Source organism: Bartonella sp. CR84HXZ, assembly GCF_042194535.1.
Classification (GTDB): Bacteria; Pseudomonadota; Alphaproteobacteria; order Rhizobiales; family Rhizobiaceae; genus Bartonella; species Bartonella grahamii.
This window is the reverse complement of sequence record NZ_JBHIMY010000009.1, coordinates 1-14,862: the sequence shown is the minus strand read 5'-3', so window position 1 is coordinate 14,862 and position 14,862 is coordinate 1. Positions and strand designations below refer to the sequence as shown.

13 protein-coding genes and 3 tRNA genes are annotated in these 14,862 nt (G+C 38.1%); 2 read left to right on the top strand and 14 right to left on the bottom strand.

Features of this window, described 5'->3' with window-relative positions:
* Positions 1–11: 11 nt before the first annotated feature.
* The 14 genes from ACFIKD_RS05495 to ACFIKD_RS05430 form a co-directional block, all read right to left on the bottom strand.
* Positions 12–1,481, bottom strand: a complete 1,470-nt coding sequence (locus tag ACFIKD_RS05495) for an NADH-quinone oxidoreductase subunit M (RefSeq protein ID WP_375644846.1) — start codon at positions 1,479–1,481, stop codon at positions 12–14.
* Positions 1,481–3,445, bottom strand: a complete 1,965-nt coding sequence (nuoL, locus tag ACFIKD_RS05490) for an NADH-quinone oxidoreductase subunit L (RefSeq protein WP_375644847.1) — start codon at positions 3,443–3,445, stop codon at positions 1,481–1,483. The genes ACFIKD_RS05495 and nuoL overlap by 1 nt, the downstream gene beginning before the upstream one ends.
* Positions 3,446–3,451: 6 nt before the next feature.
* Entirely contained in the window at positions 3,452–3,760 is a 309-nt protein-coding gene (gene nuoK / locus ACFIKD_RS05485; protein WP_015856359.1) for an NADH-quinone oxidoreductase subunit NuoK, read from the bottom strand.
* Between the two features lie 14 nt (positions 3,761–3,774).
* Positions 3,775–4,395 (bottom strand): NADH-quinone oxidoreductase subunit J, encoded by a 621-nt coding sequence (locus ACFIKD_RS05480; protein ID WP_273723185.1) that lies wholly within the window; start codon positions 4,393–4,395, stop codon positions 3,775–3,777.
* Positions 4,396–4,488: 93 nt separating this feature from the next.
* Positions 4,489–4,980 carry an NADH-quinone oxidoreductase subunit NuoI gene (gene nuoI, locus ACFIKD_RS05475; protein ID WP_375636121.1) on the bottom strand — a complete coding sequence of 164 codons (492 nt, stop codon included), beginning with the start codon at positions 4,978–4,980 and terminating at the stop codon, positions 4,489–4,491.
* Between the two features lie 14 nt (positions 4,981–4,994).
* Positions 4,995–6,041, bottom strand: coding sequence for an NADH-quinone oxidoreductase subunit NuoH (gene nuoH, locus ACFIKD_RS05470; RefSeq protein ID WP_375644851.1), 1,047 nt, complete (start codon positions 6,039–6,041; stop codon positions 4,995–4,997).
* 21 nt (positions 6,042–6,062) lie between these two features.
* On the bottom strand, positions 6,063–8,132 hold the full coding sequence (gene nuoG, locus ACFIKD_RS05465; RefSeq protein ID WP_375638962.1) for an NADH-quinone oxidoreductase subunit NuoG: 2,070 nt from the start codon (positions 8,130–8,132) through the stop codon (positions 6,063–6,065).
* A 63-nt stretch (positions 8,133–8,195) separates the two neighbouring features.
* Positions 8,196–9,503: an NADH-quinone oxidoreductase subunit NuoF gene (nuoF, locus tag ACFIKD_RS05460; protein WP_375636123.1), complete on the bottom strand. Its 1,308-nt coding sequence runs from the start codon at positions 9,501–9,503 to the stop codon at positions 8,196–8,198.
* A gap of 165 nt (positions 9,504–9,668) precedes the next feature.
* Complete coding sequence (gene nuoE / locus ACFIKD_RS05455; protein ID WP_015856354.1) at positions 9,669–10,322, bottom strand: NADH-quinone oxidoreductase subunit NuoE; 654 nt, start codon at positions 10,320–10,322, stop codon at positions 9,669–9,671.
* The gene (locus ACFIKD_RS05450) at positions 10,322–11,512 is read right to left on the bottom strand and encodes an NADH-quinone oxidoreductase subunit D (RefSeq protein ID WP_375647420.1); all 1,191 of its coding nucleotides are present in this window, start codon (positions 11,510–11,512) and stop codon (positions 10,322–10,324) included. The genes nuoE and ACFIKD_RS05450 overlap by 1 nt, the downstream gene beginning before the upstream one ends.
* 124 nt (positions 11,513–11,636) lie before the next feature.
* The gene (locus ACFIKD_RS05445) at positions 11,637–12,230 is read right to left on the bottom strand and encodes an NADH-quinone oxidoreductase subunit C (RefSeq protein ID WP_375647459.1); all 594 of its coding nucleotides are present in this window, start codon (positions 12,228–12,230) and stop codon (positions 11,637–11,639) included.
* 17 nt (positions 12,231–12,247) lie between these two features.
* Positions 12,248–12,829, bottom strand: a complete 582-nt coding sequence (locus ACFIKD_RS05440; protein WP_273787996.1) for an NADH-quinone oxidoreductase subunit B family protein — start codon at positions 12,827–12,829, stop codon at positions 12,248–12,250.
* On the bottom strand, positions 12,820–13,185 hold the full coding sequence (locus ACFIKD_RS05435; RefSeq protein WP_005773599.1) for an NADH-quinone oxidoreductase subunit A: 366 nt from the start codon (positions 13,183–13,185) through the stop codon (positions 12,820–12,822). Before ACFIKD_RS05435 ends, ACFIKD_RS05440 begins: the two co-directional genes overlap by 10 nt.
* 298 nt (positions 13,186–13,483) lie before the next feature.
* Positions 13,484–13,560 (bottom strand) — tRNA-Asp (locus ACFIKD_RS05430).
* Between the two features lie 173 nt (positions 13,561–13,733).
* Here ACFIKD_RS05430 and ACFIKD_RS05425 point away from each other — a divergent pair.
* A tRNA-Val gene (locus tag ACFIKD_RS05425) sits at positions 13,734–13,809 on the top strand.
* An 868-nt stretch (positions 13,810–14,677) separates the two neighbouring features.
* A tRNA-Ser gene (locus ACFIKD_RS05420) sits at positions 14,678–14,767 on the top strand.
* Positions 14,768–14,862: the final 95 nt, after the last annotated feature.

Sequence of the window (14,862 nt, the reverse complement as noted above, 5' to 3'; positions counted from 1 at the left end):
TCTTCCCTTATCTAGTGCAGTTTATTGATGAGGGTTTCTACGGAAAACGCCGTTGCTTTAAGAATAGGCGTTGGATAGATACCAAAGAATATTGTAAGAATAACCATTGGATAAAGGATGAATTTTTCTCTTAAAGAAAGATCTATTAATACTTTTAAATTCTCTTTATCCAAGGAACCAAAAACCACACGCCGATAAAGATAAAGGGCATAGGCTGCCGATAAGATAACACCCGTTGTTGCTAAAACAACAACCAATTTATTTACTTGAAAAACACCTATTAAGGTTAAAAATTCACCCAAAAATCCTGAGCTTCCAGGCAAACCAACATTTGCCATAGTGAAAATTAAGAAAACAACAGCATATTTAGGCATATTATTCACTAAACCACCAAACGCTGAAATTTCACGTGTATGCAAGCGATCATAGATAACCCCAACACAAAGAAACAACGCTGCTGAAACAATTCCATGGGATAGCATCTGATAAATAGCCCCTTGTATCCCTTGTTCATTCGCAGAAAAAATGCCCATTGTCACATACCCCATATGCGCTATTGAAGAATAAGCAATAAGCTTTTTGATGTCATTTTGAACAAGTGCAACCAACGACGTATAAATAATAGCGATAAGCGATAATGTAAAAATCAAAGGTGCAAAATCTGCTGAAGCGATAGGAAACATAGGCAAAGAAAAACGAAGAAAACCATACCCACCTAATTTGAGTAAGACACCAGCTAAAATAACGGAACCCGCTGTCGGTGCTTCCACGTGAGCATCAGGGAGCCATGTATGAACTGGCCACATTGGCATTTTAACTGCGAAAGAAGCAAAAAATGCAAGCCATAACCATATTTGCATATGAGCAGGAAACTGGTAATTGAGTAAAGTTGGTATATCAAGTGTCCCAGCCTCCCAATACATAGCCATAAGAGCAACCAGCATAAGCACTGAACCAAGTAAAGTATATAAGAAAAACTTTATACTTGCATAAACACGACGTGCTCCACCCCATACACCTATAATGATAAACATTGGAATAAGGCTGCCTTCAAAAAAAACATAGAATAGCATTGCATCAAGAGCACAAAAAACGCCAATAATCGCAACTTCTAGAAGAAGAAATGCAATCATATAAGCCTTTAATCTCTCTTTAACATTTTCCCAACTTGCTAAAATACAAAAAGGCAAAAGAAAAGCCGAGAGAACAACAAAAAGAATAGAAATACCATCAACCCCCATATGATAGCTAATGCCCCCTCCTAACCAACTGGACTTTTCAACCATTTGAAAATTTGGGTTGCTAGAATCAAATCCTATCCAAATAATTAAAGAAATAATAAAAACAAATAAAGTCGTAAAAAATGCGACATTACGTATATTATGGCGTGCTACTTCACTATCATCTTTGATAAACAAAATCAGAAGCACACCAACAAGTGGCAAAAATGTAACCGTAGAAAGAATAGGCCAATCGGACATTAGTTTACGCCCCCGATCATCATCCATGTAATGAGTAATGCAACGCCGATAAGCATTGCAAATGCATAGTGGTAAAGATAGCCTGTTTGCAATCGAACAATTCTATTTGTAATATCAACAACACGCGCTGCGATACCATTAGGACCTAGACCATCAATAATCTTACCGTCTCCCACTTTCCAAAGAAAAGAACCAATTCTAAAGGTAGGACGAACAAACAAAAAGTTATATAATTGATCGAAATACCATTTTTGGTAAAGAAAATTATATGCTCCTGGCATAATACGAACCATTTTCTTAGGAAGAGATGGAATAGAAACATAAAATAAATAAGCTAAAATAAACCCAAGAACCATTGCTATAAAGGGCGACCATTTTACCCAATTAAAGACATGGTGGGCATCATGAAGAATGTGATTGTGGCTGCTTGTAAATAATGCTCCCTTCCAAAAAGCATTATACAAGTCACCAAAAAAGTAAGGTTGGAAAACGACACCAGAAAATATTGCTCCAATAGATAAAAGAAAGAGTGGAATCAACATAACTGGAGGTGATTCATGAACATGATGCATAACATCAACTGTTGCCCGTGGTTTACCATGGAATGTCATAAAGATAAGCCGCCATGAATAGAAACTTGTTAATAAAGCTGAAAAAACAAGAAGATAAAAAGCATATCCTGAAGCAATATTATGGGATACAAAAGCAGACTCTATAATCGCATCTTTTGAGAAAAAACCTGCAGTTCCGAAAAGTGTTCCTGGAATTCCAACACCTGTCAATGCAATGGTCCCGACCATCATCATCCAATAGGTGACTTTTATATGTTTGCGTAACCCACCCATTTTTCGCATATCTTGTTCATCAGATACAGCATGAATGACAGAACCTGCACCAAGAAACAATAAGGCTTTAAAAAAAGCATGCGTAAAAAGATGAAAGACAGCAGCGCCATAAGCTCCAACACCTAATGCCACAAACATATAACCGAGCTGAGAGCATGTAGAATAAGCAATAACACGTTTAATATCATTCTGCACCAACCCCACAGTTGCTGCAAAAAACGCTGTTGTTGCTCCAACAATAATAATCACGGTCAAAGCAGTTGAAGAAAGTTCAAAAATTGGCGACATACGCGCAACCATAAAAACACCAGCCGTTACCATTGTAGCGGCATGAATAAGCGCTGATACAGGGGTTGGTCCTTCCATTGCATCAGGCAGCCAAGTATGTAAAAGAAATTGTGCTGATTTTCCCATCGCACCAATAAATAATAAAAGGCATGTAATGGTAATTGCCGTCTGCCCATCAAATTGCCAACCTAAAAATGTCATATTTTGTATAAGGTTATTGTTTGCAGCTTTTGCAAAAATGGAAGCAAAATCAACCGATTGGAATAAAACAAAAATACTAAAGATTCCTAAGAGAAAACCAAAGTCTCCAACACGATTAACTACAAAAGCTTTCATTGCGGCCTTATTAGCAGAATCGCGCTGAAACCAAAAACCAATGAGTAAATAAGAAGCAAGTCCGACACCTTCCCATCCAAAAAACATCTGAATCAAATTATTGGATGTGACCAACATAAGCATCATAAATGTAAACAAAGAAAGATAAGAAAAAAAACGAGACCTTGAAGGGTCATGGTGCATATAACCAATTGAATAAATATGTACCAATGCCGAAACACTATTCACAACAATAAGCATAACAGCTGTTAATGTATCAACATGTAAAGCCCAATTAAAGCTTAAGTCACCAATAGTAAGCCAATGTAATACCAAGACATCAATCGCTGGAATATGACCAAGTGCAATACTGAAAAATGCTATCCACGATAATATGGCAACAACAACCATAAAGCTACATGTTATCAATTCACTCGCACGATCTCCTATCGTTTTTCCACCTAGTGCAGCAATTAAAAAACCCAAAAGCGGAAGAAAGACAATCGTATAATACATCACTGGTTAGCCTTTCATTACATTAACATCTTCAACCGCAATGGAACCACGATTACGGAAAAAAACGACCAGAATTGCTAAACCAATGGCAGCTTCAGCAGCTGCTACGGTTAAGACAAATAAAGCGAATATCTGACCAACGAGATCATGAAGAAATGCTGAAAATGCAACAAAATTGAGATTAACTGAAAGCAATATAAGCTCAATGGACATCAATATAATAATTACGTTTTTTCTGTTGAGAAAAATTCCAGCAATACCAATTGTAAACATCAAAGCAGAAACAGTGAGATAATGTGTAATATCAATATACATCTACATAGCCCCCCTTACATACCTTTGCCTGATTCAACTTGTTTGATTTCAATGGCACTTTCTACCGTTCTAGAAACTTGCTCCGCAATAGATTGCCGCTTTACTCCTAATTTATGACGAAGTGTTAAAACAATAGCCCCAATCATTGCAACCAATAAAATCATTCCAGCAATTTGAAAATAAAAAACATAATCCGTATAGAGAATATCACCTAATGCTTGTGTATTTGTTCGCTGCGCTAAATCTGGCATTGGTTGGGTAACATGCGTTCTCAAGACTGGAGAAAAATAGCTACTCACAAAAACAACAATCAATTCTACAGCGATAATAACACCAATAAGAGCTCCAATAGGAGCATACCGAAGAGTTCCACTCTTTAACTCAGCAAAATCAACGTCAAGCATCATAACGACAAATAAAAATAAAACAGCGACAGCTCCTACATACACAACAAGCAGAATAAGCCCTAAAAACTCTGCTCCTGCAAGCAAAAATAAAGCTGCTGCATTAAAAAATGCGAGGATTAAAAACAAAACAGAATGCACTGGATTGCGTGCTGTAATAACAATAACTGCACTTGTTAGCATAATAAAAGCAAACAAATAGAAAAATGCCGCCGCTAGATCTGTTAGCATAGGCTTCTCCTTAATTATTCAAACAATTGGTATAAAATTTATACCAGATTACAATTTATCGGAAAATATCCGACACCTCATTTAACGATACACTTAACGATAAGGCGCATCCATCAATATATTTCGAGCAATTTCTCGCTCCCAACGATCTCCATTCATTAAAAGCTTTTCTTTATCATAATAGAGTTCTTCACGCGTTTCTGTTGCAAATTCAAAATTTGGACCTTCAACAATTGCCTCTACCGGACAAGCCTCTTGACAAAAACCACAGTAGATACACTTAACCATATCGATATCATAACGAACAGTTCTACGCGTACCATCATTACGTCGCGGTCCAGCCTCAATTGTAATCGCTTGCGCAGGGCAAATTGCTTCACATAATTTACAAGCAATACACCGTTCTTCACCATTTGGATAGCGACGCAATGCATGCTCACCGCGAAAACGCTGAGATACAAAACCTTTTTCATAAGGATAATTAATCGTGGGCTTTGGTGAAAAAAATTGACGCATGGCTAAGAAAAAAGCACTCACAAATTCCAATAGAAGAAGTGACTTTGCCGCATGAATAAAACCTGACATCGTAAAATCTCCTCTTAAACGAAATCCGTAAACTTTAAAAAAGCAGCAGTTATCACAACCATTGCTAGTGAGAGAGGAAGAAAAACCTTCCAACCAAGCCGCATGAGCTGATCATAGCGATAACGTGGAACAAATGCTTTAACCATAGCAAACCAAAAAAATACAAAACAGACTTTTAAAACAAACCAAATGATACCAGGAACCCAATTAAGCCACCAAACATCTAAGGGTGGCAGCCAACCGCCTAAAAATAGAATGGTTGTTAATGCGCACATTAAAACAATCGCAACATATTCACCAAGAAAGAAAAGCATGTAAGGCGTTGAAGAATATTCTACCATATGACCAGCTACAAGTTCAGATTCAGCTTCAACCAAATCAAAAGGAGGACGGTTTGTCTCTGCGAGCGCAGAAATAAAAAATATAATAAACATTGGAAAAAGGACCAACCAGTTCCAATCGAGAAAGCTGTTAAAAGGAAGACCAAGAGTTGTACCAATTCCAGAACTTTGTTTATGAACAATTGTTGTAAGATCCAATGAACCACTCACTAAAATGACGGTTACAAGCACAAAACCAATTGAAACCTCATAAGAAACCATCTGTGCCGCCGAACGAAGGGCTCCTAAGAAAGGATATTTTGAATTTGATGCCCATCCCCCCATAATAACACCATAAACCTCAAGAGATGAAATGGCTAAGATATAAAGCAAGCCAACATTAATTTTTGCAACTTCCCAGCCTTCATTAACTGGAATAACAGCCCACGTTGATAAAGCAAGTGTCGCTGAAACAAAAGGAGCCAAAAGAAAAACACCCTTATTTGCACCTGCAGGGATAATAGGCTCCTTAACAACAAATTTAATTAAATCTGCAAAAGACTGTAACAAACCCCATGGACCAACAACGTTTGGTCCACGACGCAATTGTACCGCAGCCCAAATCTTTCTATCTGCGTAAAGAAGATAAGCAACTAAGATCAAAAGAACGACCAAAAGAAGAAGTGTTTTTCCAACTATAATGAGTAATGGCAACAGCCAAGTCATAAAGAAATCATACATCATTATTCCTTTTCCTTTGCCTTACTTTACAGTTTGCGTAGCACGGTTTTTTGCAAGAGATGAACATTCAGCCATAACAGCAGAAGCACGTGCTATCGGATTTGTTAAATAAAAGTCTTTAACCATAGAAGTAAAGGTTTGACTCTCTAGAGAAACCATTTTTGAACCAAGCGCCTTAAGACCACTTATATCAGAAGGTACTATATCATCAACAGCACAAAGGTGTGGATAATCATTAAACAAGCATTGTCTTAATTGAGAAAGAGAATCAAAAGGGAGCCTTTGTCCTAAAATATCCGATAAAGCACGCAAAATAGCCCAATCTTCTTTTGCTTCACCTGGAGCAAAACCAGCCCGATTTGTCATTTGAACACGTCCTTCTGTATTCACATAAAGCCCTGATTTTTCAGTGTAAGCAGATGCAGGCAAAATAACATCAGCAGCATGTGCACCATTATCACCATGGCTACCAATATAAACTGTAAAAGCTTTTGTATCGGCTAATTCTACTTCATCAGCACCAAGTAAAAATAAAACTTCACAGGTTTTAAGAATATTTGCAACCCCAAGCTTAGAAGTAAAGCCTATGTCCAATCCTCCAACAATCGATGCTGCATTATGAAGAACCCCAAACCCATTCCATTCTTCACTAAGAGCACCAATATTGTCAGCTAATTTAGCAAGACTTTTTAAAACAGATAAACCTTCATTTCCTGAAACAGCTCCCTCTCCGATAAGAATAAGGGGCCTCTTCGCTTCTTTTAAGACATTAAAAAAAACATCCTCTCCACGAATAAGTGTCGTTAATGTATCACTCCCAGATCCAAGATAAGAATAAGGATAACGTAAATCGACTTTCTCTCCAATTAATGCAATAGGAAAATTTCCCATCCGTTGGCGCTTTAAAATACGCGCATTTAAAACAGCCGCTTCATGACGTGGATTAGATCCCACAATAAGCAGTGCATCAGCCTGTTCAATACCTGCAATTGTAGGATTAAAAATATAACTCGAACGCCCAAACTCAGGCGATAAAGCCCCCCCTCTTTGACGACAATCAAAAAGCGTTGAGCCCAAAGAACTCAATAATGCTTTAAGGGCATACATTTCCTCAACAGACGCAAGATCTCCAGCAATGGCTCCAATTTTTTCTGGAAAAATTTTAGAGATCACCATTTTAATTTTTGCAAAAGCTTCTGTCCAGCTGACAGGCTGAAGCTTTCCATCTTTGCGTACATATGGCCTATCAAGCCGCTGAGTGCGCAATCCATCCCAAATAAAACGCGTTTTATCAGAGATCCATTCCTCATTTACATCTTCATTCGTACGCGGCATAATCCGCATAACTTCACGGCCACGGCTATCAATACGGATCGCACTACCAAGCGCATCCATCACATCAATCGATTCCGTTTTTACCAATTCCCACGGACGAGCATGAAACGCATAAGGTTTTGAAGTTAAAGCTCCCACCGGACAAAGATCAATAACATTTCCCTGTAATTCAGATGTCATAGCTTTTTCAAGATACGTCGTAATTTCAGCATCTTCACCACGACCGATCAAACCAAGCTCAGAAATACCTGCAACTTCCGTTGTAAAACGAACACACCGTGTGCAATGAATACACCGTGTCATAACAGTTTTGACAAGAGGTCCAATATATTTATCTTCTACAGCACGCTTATTTTCACTATAACGAGAACAATCTCGTCCATAAAGCATTGCTTGATCTTGAAGATCGCATTCTCCCCCTTGATCACACACTGGACAATCCAAAGGATGATTAATCAGAAGAAATTCCATAACACCTTCACGTGCTTTTTTTACCATCGCCGTATTGGTAAAAATCTCAGGTGCTTCACCGTTAGGCCCTAATCGTAAATCACGAACCCCCATAGCACAAGAAGCCTGAGGTTTTGGAGGACCGCCCTTAACCTCAACCAAACACATACGACAATTTCCAGCAATTGACAAAGATTCATGAAAACAAAAACGCGGAATTTCTGCCCCAGCCGCCTCAGCAGCCTGAAGCAACGTGTAGTAATCAGGAACTTCAATCTCTTTGCCATCAACTTTGATATTTATCATCACCCATCCAACCTGCGGATAACCCACTTAAAATTTGCATTCGGCTGCTCTTTAAAAAATCTTCTATCCTACTGCTTCTAAAGCAATGTTTTTGCTTTGGACTACATTTCGCGTGTATTCATCAATTCTACGCTCGATTTCCGGACGAAAATTACGTATCAACCCCTGTACAGGCCATGCGGCAGCATCACCAAGCGCACAAATAGTGTGTCCTTCAACCTGTTTAGACACTTCAAACAAAAGATCAATCTCGCGTTTTTGTGCTCTTCCCTCAACCATACGCCCTAAAAGACGCATCATCCAACCCGTCCCCTCACGACACGGAGTACACTGACCACAACTCTCGTGCTTGAAAAAAGCAGCTATACGCCAAATTGCCTTGATAATATCGGTTGATTTATCCATAACAATCATTCCCCCCGTGCCAAAAGAAGACCCGACATCTCGCATCCCATCAAAATCCATGATCGCATCGATCATATCCTCACCACGGACGACTGGACAAGAAGCCCCCCCTGGAATAACTGCTAAAAGATTATTCCACCCACCACGAACACCACCTGTATGTTTTTCAATTAATTCACGGAATGAAACACCAAGAGCGTCTTCAAATGTACAAGGTGCATTAACATGCCCTGAAACCATAAATAATTTCGTTCCAACATTATTTGCTCGTCCGATTGACGAAAACCACGAAGCACCCCGCCGCAAAATCGTTGGAACAACAGCAATGGACTCTACATTATTTACTGTTGTTGGACAGCCATAAATCCCCATATTGGCAGGAAATGGTGGTTTAAGCCGAGGTTGTCCCTTTTTTCCCTCAAGACTTTCAAGAAGAGCTGTTTCTTCACCACAAATATAAGCACCAGCTCCATGATGAATAATAATATCACAAGCATGCCCATATTTCGTTTTTTTGCCAAGTAAACCTGCATCATAGCATTCATCAACGGCAGCTTGTAGCGCTTCACGTTCACGAATATATTCACCACGAATATAAATAAAAGCAACATTGGCTCCCATAGCAAAAGTAGCGATTGCACATCCTTCAATCAAAGTATGGGGGTCATGACGTAAAATATCACGGTCTTTACAAGTTCCAGGTTCAGATTCATCGGCATTGACAACCAAATAATGAGGACGACCATCATTCTGCTTTGGCATAAAGGACCACTTCATTCCGGTAGGAAAACCAGCACCACCACGACCGCGTAAACCCGATGCCTTCACCTCATCAATGATCCAATCACGACCTTTGTCAATCATCTCTTTTAGACCATTCCAATGCCCACGCAACATCGCAGCCTTTAATGATTTGTCTTTTAAACCATACAGATTGGTGAAGATACGATCTTTATCAGCTAGCATACCCCACCTTTTTTTCTATTACCCATAGCATTTTCCGCTTTTCCTCAAATGCAATTTTTAAATATCTTTTCAAGACTTCTTACTTTTCATTAAATGTTGTCATCATGGGTAGAATAATAAAATATTTTTTCAAGAAAAATACTTAATTATGTTCCCACTCTTTCCTTATCCTTTTTTGGTGAAGACTTGAGAGATCTTTTTTTCTTTCTCATCATCAATAAGAGAAGTTAAACCACTAATCGGTTCCGACGACTTACGGCTACTTTGCGGACCAACCGCTATCTCAGAACCTTTCCCAGCTTCAAATGCATCAATAATTTCTTCAAGACGCTCAGCTGTAAGATCTTCATAAGTATCTTTAAAAATCATAACCATCGGAGCATTCACACAAGCACCAAGACATTCTACCTCTTCCCATGATAAGGTTCCATCCTGATTGGTAACAAAAGGTTCATGATGAATTTTTTTCTGACAAACTTTAATCAATTCACCAGATCCACGTAACATACAAGGGGTCGTACCACAAACTTGAATATGCGCTTTTGTTCCAACAGGCTTAAGCTGAAACTGAGTGTAAAAAGTTGCAACTTCCAAAACACGAATATAAGCCATGGAAAGAATCTGAGCAATATGCTCAATCGCGGCACGTGTCACCCAACCATCTTGTTCTTGAGCACGCATTAATAATGGAATTACAGCAGACTGCTCACGCCCTACAGGATATTTCTCTATAGTATTTTTTACCCATATCTGATTTTCTTTTGTAAAAGAAAACTCAGCGGGCTGATAAACATCATCTGCAAGACGGCGTACGGACATTAGCGATCAACCTCCCCAAAAACAATATCAATCGAACCCAAAATAGCTGTAGCATCCGCCAGCATATGACCTCTGGTTAAAAAATCCATAGCTTGGAGATGCGCAAACCCAGGAGCACGCAACTTTACACGATAAGGCTTATTGGTTCCATCAGAAACAAGATAAACACCAAACTCACCCTTCGGAGCTTCCACAGCAACATATACTTCTCCAGGAGGCGTATGAAAACCTTCCGTATAAAGCTTGAAATGATGAATCAGTGCTTCCATCGAACTTTTCATTTCACTCCGTTTCGGTGGTACAATCTTGCGATCCAAGCTCGAAACCGGTCCATTTTTTTCAGTACTCAGCAAACGCTCCACACATTGGCGCATAATTTTTGCTGATTGACGCATTTCTTCCATACGAATTAGATAACGATCATAACAATCGCTATTCTTACCTACAGGAATATCAAATTCCATTTCATCATAACATTCGTAAGGTTGGCTTTTACGTAAATCCCATGGAACACCAGCCCCACGAATCATAACCCCAGAAAAACCACGTGCCCAAGCTTCATCAATAGTTACCACGCCAATATCCACATTACGCTGCTTAAAAATCCGATTTGGCGTTACAAGCGCATCAAGTTTACCAAGAGCAACAAGAAAAGGATCAATAAAATTACCTATATCTTCAACTAAAGATTCTGGTAAATCTTGATGCACACCACCAGGACGAAAATAATTTGCATGAAGACGTGAGCCACAGGCACGCTCATAAAAAATCATCAATCTTTCACGTTGCTCAAACCCCCAAAGAGGTGGTGTTAAAGCACCAACATCCATTGCCTGTGTCGTTACATTAAGCAAATGATTAAGAATACGCCCAATTTCAGAAAACAAAACACGTATTAATTGCCCTCTTTTAGGAACTTTAATATCCAATAACTTTTCAATAGCAAGGACAAAAGCATGTTCCTGATTCATAGGAGCAACATAATCCAAACGATCTAGATAAGGACCCGCTTGAAGATAAGTTTTTGTTTCCATTAATTTTTCGGTACCGCGATGCAATAACCCAATATGTGGATCTACACGCTCAACAACTTCACCGTCCAACTCCAAAACCATGCGCAAAACCCCATGCGCGGCAGGATGCTGCGGACCAAAATTGATATTAAAGTTTCGAACATTGACCTCAGCCACAATCAACCCCTTGCTTTTTAAAAAACTTCATATCAAATGTCAAAAAAATCTATCATACTAAAAAATATTTAATTATTTAAGAAATACAGTACTCTAATATAATGCCTTATCAAAACAAATATTATTATTTTTCATCACATGGCAAAGTATACTGTCCTCCTTCCCAAGGAGAAAGAAAATCAAAATTACGCATCTCTTGACGCAAAACAACAGGCTCATAAATTACCCTCTTTGCTTCATTATCATAACGACATTCAACAAATCCTGTCACAGGAAAGTCTTTGCGTAAAGGATATCCTTCAAACCCATAATCTGTTAAAATCCGTCTCAAATCCGGATGTCCTGAAAATAAAATCCCATACATATCATACGTTTCACGTTCATACCACTCTGCGCCAGGATAAACCGTACAAGCTGAAGCAACAGGAGTATTTTCATCCGTACGAACTTTTACACGTAAGCGTAAATTCTCACGAGGAGATAACAATTGGTAAGAAACGTCAAAGCGCTTATCGCGAGAAGGATAATCCACACCACTAATATCTGTGAGATTAATAAATTGACAGCGCGAATCATCACGAACAAACATTAAGACATCGATAATTGCATCAAGACGTGCCACAATGGTCAATTCACCAAAAGCAATAACAGTTTCTTCAAGCTTATTTTTTAACTTGTTTTCCAAATAAGCAGCAAGTTCAACCAAAGTTTCATCCATCATGACAAGAAAACTCTCTATCGCTCTATGGATCCGGTACGACGGATTTTTTTCTGTAGCAACAATATGCCGTATAATAATGCCTCTGCTGTAGGTGGACACCCTGGAACATATATATCGACAGGTACGATACGATCACATCCACGCACTACTGAATAGGAATAATGATAATATCCCCCACCGTTTGCACATGATCCCATAGAAATCACATAACGTGGCTCTGGCATCTGATCGTACACTTTTCTTAAAGCAGGAGCCATCTTATTTGTTAGAGTACCTGCAACCACCATCACATCTGACTGACGGGGTGAAGCTCGTGGCGCATATCCAAAACGCTCATTATCATAATGAGGCATTGAGCATTGCATCATTTCGATAGCACAACAAGCCAAACCAAAACTCATCCACATTAAAGAACCGGTACGTGCCCAAGTAATCAAAGCATCTGCCGAAGTAACTAAAAACCCCTTATCTGATAATTCAGCATTAATATCACGAAAAAACTTATCGTCAGACCCTATCAGCTCACCAGTATTGGGATTAATGATTCCTTTTGGTTTTGGAGCAGCAATCGTTGAATTATTAGATCTTAATTCCATTCAAGGGCTCCTTTTTTCCATTCATATATAAACCCAATAGTCAAAATTGCTAAAAACACAATCATAGACCAAAAGCCAAACATACCTATTGATTCGAATGAAACAGCCCAAGGAAAAAGAAAAGCAACTTCAAGATCAAAAATAATAAATAAAATTGATACCAAATAGAAACGAATATCAAACTTCATGCGTGCATCACTAAATGAATTAAACCCACATTCATAAGCCGATAACTTTTCAGGATCGGGGGAACGATATGCTACAATGTAAGGTGTAATCAACAAAACTCCAGCAATAACAGCTGACACAATAATGAAAATCAAGACCGGTAAATAAGAGCTCAATAAATAAGCCATAACCCTCTTCCATCGTAACGAAATGCCTGAGTTTAACACAATGATCCAATATTGCGAGACCAAACAGACAAATTTAATAATCGCTCTATTAATTATATTCATACTGCTTCAAATGCATATAGAGCGATACTCTTCTTATCGGCATAGGTAACGCAGAGCAAAGAAAGACGCAAGCCCTATTCTTATAAACCATATAAAAAGAAAGAAAAAACATATCATCCCCCAATCAAATACTCCACCACCACACTCAATACTATATGGATATTTTAAAAAGGAAATTTCACAAGGAATCACGAAATGGCGCGAGTGACGGGGCTCGAACCCGCGACCTCCGGCGTGACAGGCCAGCACTCTAACCAACTGAGCTACACCCGCGCATTTTTTTCGAACCAATTTAATTTGGTACAAGCGGTCGTGTAAGGGGTTCATGCGTTTATGTCAAGAAGGATTATGCATTTTTAAAAAAAATTATCAAATACTATCTTTATTCTTGCGTTTAGAAAAATTTTTCCTTAAAGAGTTCCCATTCAATTGCTAATCATTGCATTGGGCGATTAGCTCAGCTGGTAGAGCGCCTCGTTTACACCGAGGATGTCGGGAGTTCGAGTCTCTCATCGCCCACCATTTTATTTTGTAAATAAGTTTTTTATTTTATACATACTTATGAATGAATCGGCTTTAAAAAGCTTTTCTGTTAAAGTTTATGCTTTCTGCCTCTGCATAATTTAGCGTTTTTAAGTTCTATTCTTGAAAAACTATGCAATACCTTAACAAGCTATCTATTGATCTAAGCGTATTGTTCAATAATCTTTTCTTCTATTCCAACTAACTTTTTGCTTCTCCCACAAAAAAAGCATTATAAATATACCTAATTTCCAGTCATATCTGGAAGAGATTTTAAACTGTCGATGCAAATCTTACATAAAATTTTTTCAAATAGTGCAAACCAGCCATTCCCTCCAAGCCGCCCTTTAGACGCACTAAATATCTAAATATTTTTATTTAAAAAATTAAAATCTTTTAAAGAGCTTTCTTATCGAATTATGCTTATTTAAACTCAATAAAAACTTTCCTTGAATATATTATGTCATTCTTACAAATTTATCTCTCATAAACTGTCAGAACAATAACATTTTTTTTCGCAGATATGAACGATTTGAATAGAATAAATATCTGGAAATATAAAATAATTCAAAAATACACGCCCGCAAAGAATTTAATATAATTTATCAAATATTTTCAACCGAATATTTCTTATTATTACGAATATCGGTCGTTAAAACTTAAAAAATATTGCTTTGTGAAAAATTTTTAAACAGAAAAAAGAAATGATCATGTTTAAAAATGAAACTGTTAGATAACACACTCAAAGAATTGACTTATAAAGAATTATTTTAATTGAAATTTAAATAGTTTTACAAAGAACGCTTTAAAATGCGTATTAAAATGATTGACCTTTTGCAAGAAATTTGTCAAAAAGCATATCCAGTTTGGAGGGGTGGCCGAGCGGTTTAAGGCACCGGTCTTGAAAACCGGCGTGCAGGAGACTGTACCGTGGGTTCGAATCCCACCCCCTCCGCCACAGCACTTTTATGGTGCTTGTAGCTTGCCAGCGGGTTTTGTATATTTTGCCACTAGGTTTTGTACCAATTTATTTTTTCTCAAAGAGTTTTAAAG